This window comes from Phytobacter diazotrophicus (assembly GCF_052061655.1).
Taxonomy (GTDB): Bacteria; Pseudomonadota; Gammaproteobacteria; order Enterobacterales; family Enterobacteriaceae; genus Phytobacter; species Phytobacter diazotrophicus.
The window spans coordinates 4,505,286-4,524,184 of the sequence record NZ_CM125428.1; the positions used below are offsets into that span (position 1 = coordinate 4,505,286).

Consider the following 18,899-nt stretch of genomic DNA (forward strand, 5'->3'; position numbering starts at 1 on the left):
GGAGCGCGACCATGACACAAAAACATTTCGTTGAACTGCGCAATGTCACCAAGCGATTTGGTAACAACACGGTTATCGACAACATTAATCTTGCCATCCCTCAGGGAGAGATGGTGACGTTACTCGGCCCATCAGGCTGTGGGAAAACCACGGTGCTGCGTCTGGTGGCAGGGCTGGAAAAGCCCTCTGAGGGACACATTTTTATTGATGGTGAGGATGTCACGCATCGCTCCATTCAGCAGCGCGATATCTGCATGGTGTTCCAGTCCTACGCCCTCTTCCCCCATATGTCGCTGGGAGAAAACGTGGGTTACGGTCTCAAGATGCTGGGGGTTTCACGCGCGGAGGTGAAAACGCGGGTGAAAGAAGCGCTGGCGATGGTGGATCTGGAAGGCTTTGAAGACCGCTACGTGGATCAGATTTCCGGTGGGCAGCAACAACGTGTGGCGCTGGCTCGCGCGCTGATCCTCAAACCCAAGGTGCTGTTGTTTGATGAGCCGTTGAGTAACCTCGACGCCAACCTGCGTCGCAGCATGCGCGATAAAATTCGCGAGTTACAAAAGCAGTTCAACATCACGTCGCTGTACGTGACGCACGATCAGAGCGAGGCATTTGCCGTCTCCGATACCGTGCTGGTGATGAACAAGGGTCACATCATGCAGATGGGCTCGCCGCAGAATCTGTATCGCCAGCCTGCATCACGTTTTATGGCGAGTTTTATGGGGGATGCCAACCTGTTCCCGGCAACGTTCCACCCGCAGTTCGTTGATATCTATGGATACCGTTTGCCTGTGCCAGCACATTTCTCGGCCCAGGGAAGCGGCACGGTGGGTGTCCGTCCGGAGGCCATTACGCTGGGTGAACAGGGTGATGACAGCCAGCGTTGCGTGATCGTGCATGTGGCCTATATGGGGCCGCAGTACGAGGTGATTGTGGAATGGCACGGCCAGCGCATTTTGTTGCAGGTTAACGCCACCCGTCTGCAACCGGATGTCGGTGAGCAGTATTACCTGCAAATCCACCCCTACGGTATGTTCGAACTGGCCGAAACCGCGTGAGTTTATCCCGGATGCGGCTGCGCCTTATCCGGGCTAACGCCACCATCGTAGCCCCGGTAAGCGTCAGCGACACCGGGGTTATTCCCGGATGCGGCCGCGCCTTATCCGGGCTACCGCCACCATCGTAGATACGGTGAACGTCTTCAACCTTTTTAGCCATGGCTGACTCGTTTTCCCACATGACAACCACAGCGACATCTTTGTCCCCCCCCTGGCGCAGAGCATGTAGCGAGGGGGTTGAGTCCCCGCTGAAAGCGGTGAGACGAAGACCCGATGACAAGGTCAGGCCGCCAGGGATGGGGCGAGTAATGCGAGTCAGACCGACCGCAGGCAGCGGGGCGGGAGGCGACATTTCGCCATGAACATACGGGGAACGGAACCCACCTCCCGAGCCGCATTTTCCCCCTCCCCCCACAGGAGAGGGTCAATTCGTAGCCCCGGTAAGCGTTCGCGCCACCGGGGGAATGCTCCCGGATGCGGCTACGCCACCGGAACACCTTACCTTCCTGACCAGGAACCTCACTATGGATGGTTTGCGACCACACGCAGTCGGGCTCGTCTGCTGCTCAGCCGTGGGTTAGTCGTAAAAATGACATATAAAATCGGTCGCCAGGCCATATGCCCCTCCTTAGTTAAATATAATCCTGGATTTGCCTGAAAAATTTTTCTCTCAAACTAAAGTGCGAAACAATTCAGGTCAACTCATTCTCAACGATTAAATTTAACATCAGGTAATTACCTGAAAACATTGTGATACAACCGACAAAACAATGTCATAAGGTAATGAAAATCTAAAATGTAAAAACTATGTGAAATAAAAAATTAAATATCGTCAATAATTAATAATAGTAAAGCGTCGTCGGGATAAAAAGGGTGTAAGAATTGTCGGATTTATGCCCTACATGCTCCCTATAATATTTTGTTTTTCCTCAACCATAAAAGATTCAAACTACTATACCTAATGAAATTTCACTCAAGGCATTATTTTTACGCTTCGCTTTCAGCAATTTTCTCCAGTGATAAACATCAAAAGCCTTTACCCTACGGCAAATTTCACCATTGCGGGGCAGCATGCACCAGAATTACCCGTCAGGCGCTACATCGGTGCCGTGTTTTTTTCGTGCCATTCCTCGCGTCACCCATAACCAAATGAATTTATTTGCTTTTTAAGCTTGGCGCTGCCTTTGCTACTGACATTGCACTGTGTTTAATGGCGAGGCAGTAAATGATGACCACAGAATCAACCACATTAAAAAGAACACTCGGTAGCTTCCGCTTATGGGGCATAGCCGTCGGCCTGGTCATTTCAGGCGAATATTTTGGCTGGAGTTATGGCTGGTCCCAGGCTGGAACGATGGGATTTTTGATTGTCGCGCTGGCGATTGCCGCCATGTATTGCGCATTCATTTTCAGTTTCACTGAGCTGACAACGGCGATCCCACATGCGGGCGGCCCTTTTGCTTACGCGTATCGGGCTTTCGGCCCCACCGGCGGATTTATTGCCGGTTTCGCCACGCTCATTGAATTTGTGTTTGCGCCACCGGCTATTGCAATGGCCATTGGGGCCTACCTGAACGTGCAATTTCCGTCCCTCGATCCGAAATGGATCGCCTGCGGTGCCTATATCATCTTTATGGCGTTGAATATTCTCGGTGTCGGCATTGCCGCTACGTTTGAATTGATCGTCACCCTGCTGGCAATATTTGAATTGCTGGTCTTTATGGGTGTTGTTGCACCGGGCTTCTCCTGGGACAACTTCACGGCCAACGGCTGGGCAGGTGCAGAAAGCTTTAACGCCCCGGCATTGTCGGGGATGTTTGCCGCTATCCCCTTTGCTATCTGGTTCTTCCTGGCAATTGAAGGCGCTTCGATGGCCGCCGAAGAAGCCAAAGACCCGCAACGCACCATTCCTCGCGCGCTGGGCGGCGGTATCCTGACGCTGACCGTATTGGCAGTTGGCGTAATGATATTTGCCGGCGGCGTGGGTGACTGGCGCGCCCTGTCGAACATTAATGACCCCTTACCGCAGGCGATGAAAGTCGTGGTGGGCAACAGTAGCGGCTGGCTGCATATGCTGGTCTGGCTGGGGCTGTTTGGCCTGGTGGCCTCTTTCCACGGCATTATCATGGGTTACTCCCGTCAGATCTACTCACTGGCGCGTGCGGGCTATCTGCCTGCCAGCCTGGCGAACCTGAACCGTAAAACGCGCACACCGCACCTGGCGATTCTGGCTGGCGGCGTGGTGGGGATCGCGGCCATTTTCTCCGATTCGCTGATAACCATTAGCGGCATGCCGCTGACCGCCTGCATTGTGACGATGTCAGTATTCGGCGCTATTGTTATGTATATCATCTCAATGGCCGCGCTGTTCAAACTGCGCCGTAGCGAGCCGAACCTGGTGCGTCCGTTTAAAGCGCCCCTGTTCCCGATAGCGCCCGCGTTTGCGCTGGGTATGGCGGTACTCTGTCTGGTCGCGATGGTCTGGTACAACACCCTGCTGGCGCTCATTTTCGCGCTGATGATGCTAGGGGGTTACATGTGGTTCCGTAAAACAGCGTCAGCCCGTGAGCGTGCGGCGATGGATCCGCAACTGCGTGCGCTCTCCTGAGGAGGCGAAATGTATAAAACGACCCTGGCGCACCGGACATACCGGTTCGCCAGTCTTAAAGAAGTCATGGCAAAAGCGTCCCCGGCCCGTTCCGGGGATGTACTGGCGGGTGTCGCGGCAGATTCAGCGGAAGAGCGCATGGCGGCGAAAATCGCCCTTGCCGATATCCCGCTGCGTGACCTTCTGGACAATCCGCTCATTCCTTACGAAAGCGATGAAGTTACCCGCCTGATCATTGATACCCACAACGCCGATGCCTTTTCGCTTATCCGCCACCTGACCGTCGGCGATTTCCGTGACTGGTTGCTGGCCGATACCACCGATGCCGCCACGCTGACACACATCGCCCCGGCCATCACGCCGGAGATGGCAGCCGCGGTAAGCAAGCTGATGCGTAACCAGGATTTGATTCTGGTGGCCAGCAAATGCAGCGTGATTACCCGTTTTCGCAACACCATCGGCCTGCCCGGCCATTTGAGCGTTCGCCTGCAGCCGAATCATCCCACCGATGATTTAAAAGGCATCGCCGCCAGCATGCTCGATGGCCTGCTCTACGGTGCGGGTGATGCGGTGGTGGGTATTAACCCGGCCAGCGACAGCCTGCCGGTCCTCGAACGGCTCAATCATATGATGGATGACATCATCAGCCGTTTTGCCATCCCCACCCAATCCTGCGTGCTGACGCATGTCACCAACACGCTGCAACTGATTGAACGTGGCGCACCGGTGGACCTGGTCTTTCAGTCGGTGGCAGGGACCGAAGCGGCCAACAGCGGCTTTGGCATTAATCTGTCGATGCTTAAAGAGGCGCAGGATGCAGCCCTGAGCCTGCAACGCGGTACGCTCGGCAACAACGTGATGTATTTTGAAACCGGCCAGGGGAGCTGCCTGTCGGCGAATGCGCATCACGGCGTTGACCAGCAAACCTGCGAAGCACGGGCCTATGCCGTGGCGCGCCACTTCAACCCGTTACTGGTCAATACCGTGGTCGGATTTATCGGGCCGGAGTATCTCTATGACGGCAAGCAGATCATTCGTGCCGGTTTAGAAGATCACTTCTGCGGCAAGCTGATGGGGCTGCCTATCGGCTGCGACGTCTGTTACACCAACCACGCCGAAGCAGATCAGGATGATATGGACACATTGCTGACGCTGCTGTGTAACGCCGGGCTGACGTTCCTGATTGGCGTACCGGGCGCGGATGACATCATGCTCAATTATCAGAGCACGTCGTTCCACGACGCCCTCTATGCCCGCCGTCTGCTGGGGCTGAAACATGCGCCCGAGTTCGCCGACTGGCTCACCCGTATGCAAATTATCGATACCCATGGACAGTTGCGTTTAACCGGGGCAAACCACCCGCTACTGACCGCATTACCACAAGGAGTGAGCGCATGAATCCACCCGATGCCTGGACATTACTGCGCGAATTTACCGATGCCCGCATCGCGCTTGGACGCAGCGGCGCCAGTCTGCCCACGCGTGAGGTGCTGAACTTTGGCCTGGCCCATGCTCAGGCCCGCGATGCCATCCACCAGCCGTTCGACAGTGAAAGCCTGGCGACACAGCTACACGAGCTGGGGCTACAAACGCTGAATGCGCATAGCGCGGCGACAGACAGGCACATCTATCTGAATCGACCGGATTTGGGGCGCATGCTCAGCGAAGAGAGCCGCGATGCCTTAAAAGCGAGCCGGACGCCCGCCCACGACCTGTTGCTGGTGATTGGCGATGGCCTCTCTTCACATGCGGTGCAACGCCAGTCCGTCGGCCTGATTAAAGCGCTGCTGCCCTATCTGGAAACGCTGGGGATCTCAATGGGTCCGGTGGTGCTGGCGCATCAGTCACGGGTTGCGCTGGGGGATGACATTGGCGAAACGCTCAACAGCAAAGCGGTCGCGATCCTGATTGGTGAACGTCCCGGCCTCTCCTCCCCGGACAGCCTGGGTGTCTATCTGACATGGAACCCCGAGCGCAAACGGCTTGAGTCGGAGCGCAACTGCATTTCGAACATTCGCCCCGAGGGGCTGAACTACGACGCCGCCGCCTTTAAGCTCGCCTGGCTGCTGGAACAGGCGTTCCTGCGCAGGCTTACCGGCGTGAAGTTAAAAGACGAAAGCGATAACCCTGCCCTGCATGGACGCGTGACCCCACGCGTTCGCTAGCCTCCCGCGCGCTTTATCGCCCAAGGGTAAAGCGCGACGCGTAACGCAAATTTTGTTCCATACTCTGTTAACCCTGTGTGCATTCTACGTTTGTGGAGACTCCAAGGTGAAAGAGACCGCACCTGATCCCCAGAATCATCCTGTAAGAGAGAACCCGCGCTGGCTGAGATTCGAATCCCGGGTACAGCAGTATGGCGCTTATCTGCTTTTTTTGATTGTCATCAGTGCCCTTGCGGGCCTGTTTTCCCATGGATTTTTAAGCGACAGAACGCAGGAAACTGGCGATAAACAACTGCAAGTGCATTACGAGCGATTCGGGCGTTTACAAAGCGATATGGCGCTGGCCGTTACCGTCAGGGCGCCAAAGCATGAGCAACTCGTCATCACGCTGGGCGGCGATTTTATGCAGCAATATGAGATACGCACGCTACAGCCGCAGCCAGACCAGGTCTCCAGTCGAAACGGAATACTGCGTCTGGAATATTCTCACGCGCATCCGGGAGAAGCCTTTGATCTTTGGCTGGGGCTGACCCCACAGCTTCCGGGTAGCGCAACATTGCAAATTGGTGTGGAAGGCGCATCCAGCACCAGCATCTGGCAATTTATTTACCCCTGAGGGTGAGACGATGGAAATGGTATTGCGGGCAATCGCCATCTATCTGGTGTTAATGGTGGTTTTTAAAATCGCCGGACGCCGGGCACTGTTACAAATGACCTCTTTTGATCTTATCTTACTGTTGATCATCAGCGAGGCCACACAACAGGCGTTACTGGGGAATGATTTTTCCGTCACCGGTGCGGCGCTAACCATCATTACCCTGGTGACGGTGGACATTCTGTTCGGCTATCTCAAAAAATATATCAATAACGCGGAAGACATGATCGACGGTGCCCCGGTCATTCTGGTGGAACATGGCCAGATGTTACGCGGCAAAATGAAAGAGGCTGATATCACCTATGATGACATTATGGTCTCTGCACGTAATAATCAGGGCATTGATAAACTTGACGATATTAAGTACGCCATCCTTGAACGCAATGGCCATATCTCGATTATTGCGAAATCGCCATAAAGCCCGCTTTGCGCTGCGGCTGTCTGCAATTATGCCGCAGGCAGTACACAGTACGCTGCCTTCTGTCCGTCCCTTTAATTATCATTATCTTTCAATAAAACCCGCAACAGTGACATTTAAAAATTTCATTTCTTATAATTACGATCAAGATCACACTCACATAAGGGCAGAAAAAACAGTGAGTTGCACTCATTAAAAAATAAATGAGAAGCGCATCAACATAATTAACCCGTAGGTTGATTGACTCTTATGCACACGTGTGCATAAATAAATACAGTATGATTAAAAAGCTAAATTCGGGATGGTAAGCATGTATCCTGGCATATTCTTGTCGCCATGATAGATCCCCTTTTGCTGTAAATAATTAACGTCATTGCGTCACGGCTAATTCAGTCGCAGGGGAACGCTTGCCTGTTGTTTTTTACTCATCAGAAACAGTTACGTAAATACATCAATTACGGGTGATGAATGGAAACGTGTTTCAAAGATCTGTCGATAGATCAGGATGCAATACGTGATGTATTGCGAACGATGGGCCTCCTCGAAGCAAAAGAGGCCCTGCACGTCAGCCCACTCACGGGCGGCGTCTCTTCCAACATTTTAAAAGTCAGCACCGGGGAACGGCAGTTTTGCCTGAAACAGGCACTGCCAAAATTGAAAGTCGCCAAAGAATGGCATGCACCGCTTGAACGTGTCTTTGCCGAAATAGACTGGATGCAAACCGTCGCCGGTATTGCGCCGCACTCGGTTCCCCATATCACAGGCATCGACCGTAGCGCGCTCTGTTTTGTGATGGATTATCTACCCGCAGAGCAGTTTCATAACTGGAAATCACAACTGTTAAGCGGAGAAATCGATATCGATTTTGCCGCGCAAACAGGCAGCATATTAGGTGAAATTCATCAGAAGACGGCGAAAAGCGAAGTGCTGGCAAAAACCTTCGCCTATGACGACAACTTCTTTTCGCTGCGTCTGGATCCCTATCTGGGGGAGATCGCCCGCGTTCACCCGCACTATGCTGATTTTATTTTGACGGTATTACACAGAACACAATCCACCAGACTGGCACTGGTGCACGGTGATATTAGCCCGAAAAATATCTTACGCGGCCCACACGGCCCGGTCATTCTCGATGCGGAATGCGCATGGTATGGCGACCCGGCATTCGATTTAGCATTTTGCTTAAACCACTTCCTGCTGAAAACGGTGATTGCCGGATCGCACGAGACACAGCAAAAACTCATGCTCGCCTTTGATGCAATGTACCAAAGCTATTTTCACCACATCACCTGGGAACCTGCCGGGGAATACGAAGCCCGTGTCGCAACACTGCTGCCCTGTTTAATTCTGGCCCGCGTCGATGGCAAATCACCGGTGGAATATCTCCAGGGCAGGCATGCGAATAACGTACGTCGCGCAAGTTGCGCATTACTGGAACGTCAATTTACGCAATTGAAAGACATTACATCATTCTGGCGGAAGGAGAACGGGTTATGAGTCGTATTAAAAATGTGATTGGCCGTCGCGTGTGGGATTCCCGGGGCTGGCCGACAGTTGAGGTTGAAGTGCATCTGGAAAATGGTCTTTTTGGTCGCGGCATGGCACCGGCCGGGGCCTCATGCGGGATGCACGAAGCGGTGGAACTACGCGATGGCGGCAGTGTCCTTTCCGGCAAAGATGTGCAAAAAGCGCTGCATAACATTCAACATGAAATTGCCCCGGCGCTTATCGGCACGGATATCAACGATCAGAAACTTATCGACAGCATTCTGATTGAACTGGACGGCACGGGCAATTTCTCCCGTCTGGGGGGCAACGCCTCGGTCGCCTGCTCCATGGCGGCTATCTATGCGGCGGCCAACAATGCCCATCTGCCGCTGTGGAAGTATCTGGCAGGCGATCGGAAAGTGGCGATGCCGCTGCCGCAAATTCAGATTTTCGGCGGCGGTGCGCACGCCGGGCGGCGTATCGATATTCAGGACTTGATGGTTATCGCCAACGGGGCGAAATCTTTTGAAGAAGCGCTGGTGATGACCGCTGAGGTGTATCACAGCGCGGGGCGCATCATGAAACAGCGCGGCCATTTAAGCGGCGTGGCGGATGAAGGCGGCTGGTGGCCAGAGTTCAGCAGCAATGAACAGGCGCTGGACACGCTGGTAAAAGCGATTGAAAGCGCAGGCTATGTACCGGGCCAGGATGTCTCTATCGCACTGGATATCGCCTCGTCTGAGTTTGGCAAAGAGGGCCGCTACCGCCTGGCGCTGGAAGCCACGGAATATGACTCAGACGGCATGTGTGAATTATTGCTCGGCTGGTTGGATCGGTATCCGATTCTCTCTATTGAAGACCCGCTGGCAGAAGATGATGAACAAGGTCTCATCGCCTTTACGAAAGCCGCAGGTTCTCGGGTGCAAATTGTCGGTGATGATTATTTCGTGACAAATGGCGAGCGCGTAAAAGCAGCGGCGGAAATAGGAGCCTGTAACGCCGTATTATTAAAAGCCAACCAGGCTGGCACCATTACCCAATTACGTCATGCATTTTCCGAAGCGCAAAAAGCCGGATACGGCGCGATTGTTTCCGCGCGCTCAGGTGAAACCGAAGACAATATTATTGTCCACCTCGCATTAGGTTTGAATGCCGGGCAATTAAAAGTGGGCTCAATGACCCGCTCAGAGCGTACATCAAAATGGAATGAAGCCATTCGGCTGGAAGAGGCCAATGCTCTGGGATTTTTCGGCATCACCGCATTAGATCATAAATAATTTTTTTAATTTTATTCCGATTAGCTGAACAGGCGTGATCTCCGGGCCCTACGCATTGACCTGAATTTTCGATGTCTGTTCTGGTTGTATGAGTTTTTCCAAATTGTCGATATATAATTTCAGGAGATTCAAATGACCGATTACAGCGGCGAGGCATTGCCTGCAGCCAAAAAGAAGATGCAGATCAAACCCATTGTTCAGGTGGGTGCCGGAAACGCCCTCGAAATATATGACTTTATGGTCTATGGCTATTATGCGCGTTATATTTCGCAGGCTTATTTTCCGTCTGATAATGAATACGTGTCATTAATGCTCACCCTGATGACATTCGCTTTAGGCTTCTTCGCCCGTCCGTTCGGGGCCATTATTCTGGGGGCTTACACCGATCGTCATGGCCGTCGAAAAGGGTTAATTATGGCCCTGACCCTGATGTCCATCGGTATTTTGTGCGTCGCCATGACGCCGACCTATGCCTCCATTGGTATCGCCGCACCGATCATCGTCATTCTTGGTCGCTTGCTACAAGGTTTCTCAGCCGGTGCGGAACTGGGTGGCGTGGTTGTGTATCTGGCAGAGATATCGCCGCCGAACCGGCGTGCGTTCTATACCTGCTGGCAGGTGGGTTCTCAGCAGTTTGCGGTCATGGCAGCGTCTATTATCGGCCTGGTGCTGCTCTACAACATGTCCACCGAAGATCTGCACGACTGGGGCTGGCGCGTTCCGTTGTTGATTGGCTGCGCGGTTATCCCGCTGATGTTCTGGCTGCGTTCAAACCTGCAAGAGACGGAAGTTTTCGCGAAGAAGAAAACCACACCGACCGTAAAAGAGATTTGCACAAGCCTGGTGACCGGCTGGCGCACCATTGTGGTCTGCATGGGGATGGTGGCGATGGCAACCGTCACCGCGCAAACGGTCACCACTTATGCCCCCACCTTTATCAAAAGCCTGAACCTCGGTGAGAACGTTGGCTTTATCACGCTGTTCTTTGTTGGCCTGTCGATCCTGTTCTGGCTGCCAATCACGGCGATGATCGCTGACCGGGTCAACAGAAAAACGATGCTTATCGTGGTGACGCTGACCGGTGCGCTCACCGCATGGCCGATGCTCTCCTGGCTGGCAGCCGACCCGACGGTGTTTAAATTTGTCGTCTTTGAACTGTGGTTCTCTTTTATGTATGCCTGCTACAGCTCCGTTCAGGTTGCCGCAATGGTCGAACTGGTACCGGCACATGCCCGTACGGCGGGTTACTCTTTTGCTCAGGCGGTTGCCGCCGCCGTACTGGGTGGCCTGACGCCGGCAATTTGTACCTGGCTTAACCACACCTTTAACAGTAACGCGATGGTGGGCGTCTGGCTTGGATTTAACGCCGTATTAAGTTTGTTGGCCGTATTAACCCTCGACCATAAACAAACAGCCATTAATCAGACCAAAGAATTGCATTAATTAATTGCTGACCAAACAGCAGTACATCGATTAAGTTGGTGTGCTGCTGAAAATAAACTGGAAAAGGTAATGTATGAAAATTGTTATTTTAGATGGTGGCGTACTTAATCCTGGCGATCTGTCGTGGGATGCGCTTTCGCAACTGGGAGAAATATCCGTTTATGACAACTCGGCCCCGGAAGAAGTGGTGGAACGAATTGGTGATGCGGAAATAGCGATTATCAACAAAATCGTATTAAGCGAAAAAGAATTTAGCCAGTGTCCTAACCTGAAATTTATTGGCGTTACGGCGACCGGTTATAACGTTATTGACCTCGCAGCGGCAAAAGCCCACGGCGTGACGGTCTCCAATGTCCCGACATACGGCACCTCTACCGTCGCACAATTTACAACTGCGCTGATGCTGGAACTCTGTAACCAGGTTGGCCTGCACGACAGCGATGTCCACGCCGGTGGTTGGGGGAAAAAACCGGATTTCTGCTACTGGCTGAAACCGATGCTCGAGGTGGCGGGCAAAAACGTGGGTATTATCGGCTATGGCCGTATTGGTCAGGCGTTCGGCGCCGTGGCGCAGGCGCTGGGTATGAATGTACTGGCTTATGACGAATACCAGAACAAAGCGCTGGAAAACGACCGCGTCCGCTATGTCGACCTCGATACCCTTTACGCCGAAGCCGATGTGATTAGCCTGCACTGCTTACTGACGCCCAAAACACAGGGCATGATCAACGCACAATCCCTGCGCAAAATGAAGAGATCCGCCCTGCTGCTTAACGCCTCGCGCGGCGATCTGGTTAACGAAGCTGACCTTGCCGATGCGCTCAATAACGGCGTGATTGCCGGTGCCGCTGTCGATGTCCTCTCCAAAGAACCGCCGGTGCCTGAAAACCCAATGTTAACGGCGAAGAATTGCATTATTACCCCACACATTGCCTGGGCCTCGGTTGAAGCGCGCGGACGCATTCTGGCGACCACCGTTGATAACGTAAAAGCGTATCTGGCCGGACAACCGCAAAATCGCGTTGGCGACTGATATCACCCTACAAATCAAAGAAATAATTAGAGCCAGAACAATGGAAAACAACATTATCAAAGCGGCAGACTTGCTGCGCCAGGCCTGGGATAACAACGAAGCGGGCGACCCGATTCGCGAGCTGGTCGACAGTGAAAACCTGACAACTGCGTACATGATTCAGGATTACAACGACAAAATCTGGCAGGCGCAGGGCCGCCGTCTGGTCGGGCGTAAACTGGGTTTAACCAACAAAGCCGTGCAGAAGCAGTTCGGTATTTCAGACCCCTGTTACGGCAATATCTACGCCGACATGGTGCTGATCGACGGTGCGGAAATCACTAAACCGGTCGTCAGCGATCTGCGCGTGGAAACCGAGATTGCCGTCGTCCTGAAAAAAGACCTGACGCAAACTGAACACACCATCCTCGACATTATCGACGCCGTTGATTACCTCCTTCCGGCGTTTGAAATCTGCGACAGCCGCGTCACCGGCTGGAACGTGAAGTCCTGTGATTTTATTGCAGACAACGCCGCCGCATGTCTGGTGGTACTGGGCACCAGGCCGGTCTCCCTCTATGACTGCGACATCACACGCAGCGAAATGGTCACCAGGCGCGCGGGTGAAGTGGTCTCACAAGGCAAAGCGACCGCCATTCTCGGCCACCCGCTACATGCGCTGAAATGGCTGGCGGATGACCTGGTGCGTATCGGTAAGCCGCTGCGCGCCGGGGAGTTTGTTATCACCGGCGCTATCGGTCCGGCGGTATCCGCCAGGCCGGGGGATGCCTTTGATGCAGAAATCACTGGCGTGGGGCTCATCAGCACCCGCTTTGCCGACTAAGGAAGTCTCGCAGGCTTAAAGGAGCCGTTATGGAACTGCAAAAAAATCATTTCAAGCATGCTATTAAAAACAATAGCGTACAGCTCGGTCTCTGGACTCAACTGGGCAGCTATATCGCCGCAGAGATCCTCTCCGGCTGCGGTTATGACTTTATTGGACTTGATGCGGAACATGGCCCGAGTGAATACATCGAAATTTACTCGCAGTTGCAGGCCTGCGCGGCTGGCGGACCGACTCAGCCCATCGTACGCATCCCCAACCACGATATTTCGCTGATTAAGCGTTATCTGGATGCGGGGGTAAATACCCTGATGGTGCCGCAGGTAGATACCGTCGAACAGGCAAAAGCGCTGGTCTCCGCCGTGCGTTATCCACCTCATGGCGTGCGCGGCTACTGTGGTGCGCCGCGTGCCTCCGGCTTTGGGCGGATAAAAAACTACGCCACCACCTGCGAGGAAGAAATTTGTCTCATCGTGATGCCGGAAACCACCCTCGCGCTGGAAAATATCGAGGCGATGGCGGCCATTGATGGCATTGACGCCTTCTTTATCGGCCCCGGCGATCTCGCGGCCAGCCTCGGCTATATTGGTCAGCCGATGCACCCGGAAGTCATTAAAGTGATTGAAGAGACCGGCCGACGCATCAAAGCGGCTGGAAAAGCCGTCGGCATTCTCTGTACGGATGAAGCGCAAACCCGCCGTTATATCGAGCTGGGTTTCCAGATGATTGCCATTGGTTCTGACCAGGGGCTGTTGACCAAAGGCGCGGAGCAACTGCTGGCGAAATTCAGATAGTTTCCCGAAGTACTTGTATTGGTTTCTCTTTTCCGGATGCGCGCGGCAGCCTCATCCGGTTTTTTCTTTTAGCGACGGGGGCGAATCGCTTTTGTGGAGTCGCCAGTCACCAGTTGCGGGGTAAAGATCTGGCTATCGGTGGAGGCATAAAAGGCCTCCGGGGCAAGTGTCTGTTCCTGATTCATCAGGCGATCAATGATGGCAACACAGGCGTCAGCAATCTGTTTTTCCGGCAGAGAAATATAGGTCAGTTTCATCTCCAGCAGGCTGGCCCAGGAGACATCGCCATAGGCCACCAGCGAAAGGTCGTCCGGGATACGAATATTTTTCTCTTTCGCGGCCAGTAAAATGCTCATGGCATAACGTGGGCTACCGAGCACCAGGGCGGTAGGCGGCGCCTCTGCGGCCATCACGCGCCTGAAAGCGTCACCGCCAAACTCGGCCTGCGGCGGACCCACATGAATAAGCGCCTGGAGCGCCGTTTGTTCTGCCGGGGTGAAACATTGCAGAAAACCCTGTAACCGTTCATAGCCGGTGCTCAACTCTTCGGAGGAGCCAATATAACCGATACGCTGGTGGCCAAGTTCGCGCAGATGTTTTACCGCCAGCGAAATACCGTGGCGATCGTCTATGGCGATAACCGGCGCCTGCAGGCTGCGATGTTTGCGCAGTAGCTGGACGGCATTCGTACGGGTAATCAGCTCTTGCGTTTCTGAAAGGGGGTTGGCGGTTGGAGCGAAAATAATGCCATCCACACGGGCGGTCATTAAGCGCAACAGCGCGGCATGTTCCATCTCCGGCTTGTCGCTGGTAATGCCCAGCATCATCTGCCAGGAGCGCTCGGCGGCGACATGCGCGATAGCATTGGTGACGGTGATAAAAAAATCGTTCTGAATATCCGGGATCACCAGACCAAATGCGCCGGTACTGGCATTACGCAGCGCGCGCGCGGCGCTATTGGGAATATAACCATAATCTCTTGCAGCCTGTAGCACACTGTCTTTGGTGGCCTGGCTAATGGCGGGGTGATCGTTTAAAGCACGTGATACCGTGGTATGAGATAAGCCCAATATTGCAGCCAATTTTTTTATTGTCACTGCGTCACCTTAATGTCGTCCTGGCGCGGATTTCCCGTCATCAATTCAGAAAGCCGGGGATTAAATTATAATCCCTACAGTTTTTCGCTGTGAAAATGCATCAAGAATATTGTGCATAAGCCATAATAACAGATTCTTATATCTGGCACTATCGTTTTACCATTCTAACATCTGCCTGAATTAATTAGACATAGTGCAAATTTATAAATATTTTAACTTGCCTTAAGAATTGTTCTCTTATTAAGAAAAAATTAAGGGTTATTATTATTGATAATGAAAAATGATATTTAATTCCCCGAAACGCTCCCTTCCCTGTGCGCCTCTCCTGCCCGTCGTACCGATCTTTTACAAGAATAAGCGAGACATTCCTCACACTTTTACATGACAGGCTATGCTGTTAGGGAGGACAAATTTCATTCTAAGGAGACGCCAATGACCACCCGGCAACCGCTTTTCCCACGCCGCCAGACGCATCCTGTTGCAGACGAGCACGCTGTTTTAAACTGGGCGCAAAACGCCACGCTGGCACAGGAACGCGCGGTTATCACACCAGAAACTGAAGCGCAGTTGCAGCAGGCGATTGCCAGTTGTCAGGGGCGGGTACGCATCATGGGCAGTCGCATGTCTCCGGGCAGGATGCTCGCGATAACCCAGCCGCAGGATATCCTGATTGATCTCTCCCGTCTGCGGGGCCTGCTGGCGGTGAGCGACGACAGCGTTACCTTTGCCGGAGGCACTCCGCTGCATGAGGTTTATGAAGTGCTGACCGCCATGAACCGTATGCTCCACGCCTCGCCGGGGGTGATTGCCTCGCAGACGCTGGCGGGCGCGATCTCGACCGGCACGCATGGTCAGGGTATGCAGCAAAGCTCGCTGGCGGATGAGGCGCTTGCTATCCGGCTTATTGATGCAGCGGGCCAGATTCATACGCTGGATGACCAGCATCCCTGGTTTGCGGCGGCACAGTTGGGGCTGGGAACGCTGGGCGCCATTAGCGCCGTTACGCTCCGCACGCGTCCTTACACGCAGTTTACCTGTTTTAAAAGCGCGCACAGTGCCGATACGCTCGAAGAAGATCTGGTGGCCTGGAATCAGCAATGGACATTCAGCAAGGCCTGGTGGTTTGTAGATGAAAACAAAGTCCACGCCTGGAATGCCCGTGAAGCGCATGACGATGAGCGTCAGGCCTGGCGGGATAACCATGGTGACCTGCTGACGCTGGAAGAGACCAGTGATCAGATGAATGTCGCGGTGGAAAACACCCTGCAAAATATGCGCAACGACACCCGTATCGTGGATGAAAACGGTAAGCCGTTTCGTACAGTGACGCGCTTTAAAGATTTCTCCGACGTGATTGGCGATGTCTATCAGGTCTTCTGTCGCGGCATCGCCACGCCGCAGATCAATATTGAGATTGGCGTACCGATGGACCGCGCCCCCGCGCTTATCACGCGGATCCGCGAGTGGCACACCCGCGAACAACCTCATATGCACTACCCGATCATTTTGCGCTGTACCGGGCCATCAGGCGCCTGGCTGAGCCCATCCTGGCAGCAGCCCACCTGCTTCTTCGGTTTTGTGGTCTATTACGCCGAGGATGGTTCACTCTCCGAAGAGGGGCTGGCCTTTTTGCGCGCGGTGGAGACGCTTTTGGCAAGCGAGGGTGGGAAGCCCCACTGGGGGAAATATTTCGATGCCAGCCTGTATGACTGGCCCGCGCTTTACCCACAGTTACCCGCCTTTAAGGAGGTGCGACAGGCGCTCGATCCGCAGGGTAAATTCCTCAATCACTTTATGACGGAGCTGTTGTCATGAGTGCCGCATTCGCCTGGGTGACGTTGCTCACCCAGCCCGGCTACGTACCGGGCGTGGAGGCATTGCGCCACTCGCTGCAGAAAAGCGGTTCACCGTGGCCGCTGGTGGTGATGGTGACGCCTGGTATTGAGGCCGCGACACGCAGGTCGTTGAGCGATGCCGGATGTGTGGTCCGGGAGGTGCCGATTCTTGGCCCCGATCCCGCACTGGCACACCGTTACGCTAATGCCCGATTTGCCGAGGTGTGGAGCAAACTGGCGGTATGGACACTTGAGGAGTATCAGCGCGTGGCGTTTCTCGACGCCGATATGCTGGTGGTACAGAACATGGATGAAGTGTTCGAGTTACCGCTGCAGGCGGGTTTTATTGCCGCCTGCCACGCGTGCCGCTGTAATCCCAACCGTATCGCCAGCTACCCGGAAAGCTGGCAGCCTGAAAACTGCTATTACAGTTGGTGTGAAGATCCGCAGATGACGGCGCATCCACCAGCGACTTTGGATAACTATCTTAATGGCGGTTTTCTACTGTTGACGCCGGATAAAGATGTGTACGACAGGATGGTGACACAACTGGCCGCCATGGCGGATATCTCCGATTACGTGTTTGCCGAGCAGGATTTTCTCAACGATGTTTTCCGCGATCGCTGGGTGCCGCTGCATTATGGTTATAACGCGTTAAAGACGCTGGCGTTGCAGCACCCGAAGATGTGGGATTTCAGCCGGGTGAAGAATGTGCATTACATCATTGATAAACCCTGGGAGAAGTTCCCCGAGCCGGACGATAAGTGGTACGCATTGCACCGTCTGTGGTGGGAGTATTACCCGCATTGAGGGGGGGGGTTGTGTGGTCTGCTCCCCTCACCAGAGCACATTCAGGAAAAATCCCCGGTGGCGCTGCGCTTACCGGGGCTACAAATCGTAGATACTGTGAACGTCTTCAACCTTGTTAGCCATGGCTGACTCGTTTCCCGCATGACAACCACAGTGACATTTTTGTGCCCCCCTGGTGCAGAGCGTGCAGCGAGGGAGGCGAACGCAGTGCGAAGCACCGATTTTTTGCGGGGCCGCGGGGATTGTAAAGGGGAACGCGGTGTTCCCCTTTACCCGTTCACGTGTCCGCAGGTGACATTTCGCCATGAACATAAGGTGAACGGAACCCACCTTCCGAGCCGCATATTCCCCTCACCCCAACCCTCTCCCAGGGGGAGAGGGAGAAAACCGGTCGTAGATACTGTTATGCCGCGCAAGCATTTCCCTGATGTAACGTGGCATCGAACGGGCGTCCTGACTTCAGGACGCCATAGGCAACCTGCGCCAGTTTCCTCATCATCGCCCCGATTATCAGCTTCGCATTCTTCCCGTTCTTCTCCAGCCGTTCCCTGAACACCCGACCCCATTCCGTTTTGTACAGCGTCACCATCGCTGGCATGTACAGCGCACGACGCAGCGACGCATGGCCCAGTTTACTCATCCTGCTCACCCGCCTGATACTGCTGCCTGATTCATGTTGCCGGGGCGTCAGACCTGCATACGCCGCGAACTGCCTCGCCTCCCTGAACCTGTCTTTCAGTCCCACATAAGCCAGCAGCACCGCTGCGGTTTTCGGGCCTATGCCCGGGATACTGTCCAGCAGTTTGCGCCGCTGTTTCATATCCGGGTCATCATCCGTCAGGTCTTTTATCTGTTTTTCAAGACGTTTCAGTTCCGTCTCCAGCCACAGCAGATGCATGTCTATGCTCGGCAACTGAACCTCACGCGCGCTTTCCCGCCGGTTCTGCTCCTGTACATGCATCTCTGTCAGCGCCTGATGCCGCAGCACCAGCGCCCGCAGGGCACGTTCAACCGGATGGGGGGCTTCCCATATCGCCGGGCGTTTCTCCCGGCAAAAATATGCCAGCTGGCGGGCATCCACCGTATCGGTTTTGCTGCGTATTCCCTGGCTCTGAACGAACGCTTTGCTGAGCATCGGATTGATAACAGAGACCTGATATCCTGCGTCAGAGAGATGAGCGGCGACATCTTCCATATACGTCCCGGTCGCTTCCATGCAGATATGGGCATTGCTGACCTGATGTCCCTGCAACCAGCTGACGAGCTCGTCATGCCCTCCGGGGGTGTTGGCAAATTTTTTGCTGCGGTGACGGCCATCAGGCCGCAACATATCGACATCGAGTTTAGCTTTGGCAACATCAATGCCGATAAAGTGAAGTTCGTGCTCCATAGTGT

Annotated in this window: 16 protein-coding genes; 14 read left to right on the forward strand and 2 right to left on the reverse strand. The window is 54.0% G+C overall.

Annotation, left to right across the window (positions count from 1 at the left end; all coding sequences use genetic code 11):
• Positions 1-11 precede the first annotated feature (11 nt).
• The 12 genes from fbpC to ACS0RQ_RS22040 all read left to right on the forward strand — a co-directional run bounded on the left by fbpC (position 12) and on the right by ACS0RQ_RS22040 (position 13,762).
• Positions 12-1,058, forward strand: a complete 1,047-nt coding sequence (gene fbpC, locus ACS0RQ_RS21985; RefSeq protein WP_041852578.1) for a ferric ABC transporter ATP-binding protein — start codon at positions 12-14, stop codon at positions 1,056-1,058.
• Between the two features lie 1,228 nt (positions 1,059-2,286).
• A complete protein-coding gene (gene eat / locus ACS0RQ_RS21990) occupies positions 2,287-3,666 on the forward strand; it encodes an ethanolamine permease (protein ID WP_271850725.1) in 1,380 nt (459 codons plus the stop codon).
• A gap of 9 nt (positions 3,667-3,675) precedes the next feature.
• Positions 3,676-5,064: an ethanolamine ammonia-lyase subunit EutB gene (locus ACS0RQ_RS21995; RefSeq protein WP_271850678.1), complete on the forward strand. Its 1,389-nt coding sequence runs from the start codon at positions 3,676-3,678 to the stop codon at positions 5,062-5,064.
• Positions 5,061-5,831, forward strand: a complete 771-nt coding sequence (gene eutC, locus ACS0RQ_RS22000) for an ethanolamine ammonia-lyase subunit EutC (protein ID WP_193795236.1) — start codon at positions 5,061-5,063, stop codon at positions 5,829-5,831. The genes ACS0RQ_RS21995 and eutC overlap by 4 nt, the downstream gene beginning before the upstream one ends.
• A gap of 106 nt (positions 5,832-5,937) precedes the next feature.
• On the forward strand, positions 5,938-6,447 hold the full coding sequence (locus ACS0RQ_RS22005) for a hypothetical protein (protein WP_271850677.1): 510 nt from the start codon (positions 5,938-5,940) through the stop codon (positions 6,445-6,447).
• Positions 6,448-6,457: 10 nt separating this feature from the next.
• On the forward strand, positions 6,458-6,904 hold the full coding sequence (locus tag ACS0RQ_RS22010; protein WP_041852583.1) for a DUF421 domain-containing protein: 447 nt from the start codon (positions 6,458-6,460) through the stop codon (positions 6,902-6,904).
• A gap of 468 nt (positions 6,905-7,372) precedes the next feature.
• On the forward strand, positions 7,373-8,401 hold the full coding sequence (locus ACS0RQ_RS22015) for a phosphotransferase family protein (RefSeq protein ID WP_271850676.1): 1,029 nt from the start codon (positions 7,373-7,375) through the stop codon (positions 8,399-8,401).
• Positions 8,398-9,669: a phosphopyruvate hydratase gene (eno, locus tag ACS0RQ_RS22020; protein ID WP_271850675.1), complete on the forward strand. Its 1,272-nt coding sequence runs from the start codon at positions 8,398-8,400 to the stop codon at positions 9,667-9,669. Before ACS0RQ_RS22015 ends, eno begins: the two co-directional genes overlap by 4 nt.
• Before the next feature lie 132 nt (positions 9,670-9,801).
• Positions 9,802-11,112: a tricarballylate/proton symporter TcuC gene (gene tcuC / locus ACS0RQ_RS22025; protein ID WP_071195874.1), complete on the forward strand. Its 1,311-nt coding sequence runs from the start codon at positions 9,802-9,804 to the stop codon at positions 11,110-11,112.
• Between the two features lie 73 nt (positions 11,113-11,185).
• The gene (locus ACS0RQ_RS22030) at positions 11,186-12,145 is read left to right on the forward strand and encodes a D-2-hydroxyacid dehydrogenase (RefSeq protein ID WP_271850673.1); all 960 of its coding nucleotides are present in this window, start codon (positions 11,186-11,188) and stop codon (positions 12,143-12,145) included.
• A 40-nt stretch (positions 12,146-12,185) separates the two neighbouring features.
• A complete protein-coding gene (locus ACS0RQ_RS22035; protein ID WP_271850672.1) occupies positions 12,186-12,968 on the forward strand; it encodes a 2-keto-4-pentenoate hydratase in 783 nt (260 codons plus the stop codon).
• Positions 12,969-12,997: 29 nt separating this feature from the next.
• The gene (locus ACS0RQ_RS22040) at positions 12,998-13,762 is read left to right on the forward strand and encodes an HpcH/HpaI aldolase family protein (RefSeq protein WP_271850671.1); all 765 of its coding nucleotides are present in this window, start codon (positions 12,998-13,000) and stop codon (positions 13,760-13,762) included.
• Between the two features lie 68 nt (positions 13,763-13,830).
• Here the strand turns inward: ACS0RQ_RS22040 and ACS0RQ_RS22045 are convergent, their stop codons facing one another.
• Positions 13,831-14,859, reverse strand: a complete 1,029-nt coding sequence (locus tag ACS0RQ_RS22045; protein ID WP_271850670.1) for a LacI family DNA-binding transcriptional regulator — start codon at positions 14,857-14,859, stop codon at positions 13,831-13,833.
• 432 nt (positions 14,860-15,291) lie between these two features.
• Here ACS0RQ_RS22045 and ACS0RQ_RS22050 point away from each other — a divergent pair, with 432 nt between their 5' ends.
• Positions 15,292-16,674, forward strand: coding sequence for a D-arabinono-1,4-lactone oxidase (locus ACS0RQ_RS22050; protein ID WP_271850669.1), 1,383 nt, complete (start codon positions 15,292-15,294; stop codon positions 16,672-16,674).
• Positions 16,671-17,504: a glycosyltransferase family 8 protein gene (locus tag ACS0RQ_RS22055; RefSeq protein ID WP_222555584.1), complete on the forward strand. Its 834-nt coding sequence runs from the start codon at positions 16,671-16,673 to the stop codon at positions 17,502-17,504. Before ACS0RQ_RS22050 ends, ACS0RQ_RS22055 begins: the two co-directional genes overlap by 4 nt.
• A gap of 403 nt (positions 17,505-17,907) precedes the next feature.
• Here the strand turns inward: ACS0RQ_RS22055 and ACS0RQ_RS22060 are convergent, their stop codons facing one another.
• Entirely contained in the window at positions 17,908-18,894 is a 987-nt protein-coding gene (locus ACS0RQ_RS22060) for a transposase (protein ID WP_271851994.1), read from the reverse strand.
• Positions 18,895-18,899: the final 5 nt, after the last annotated feature.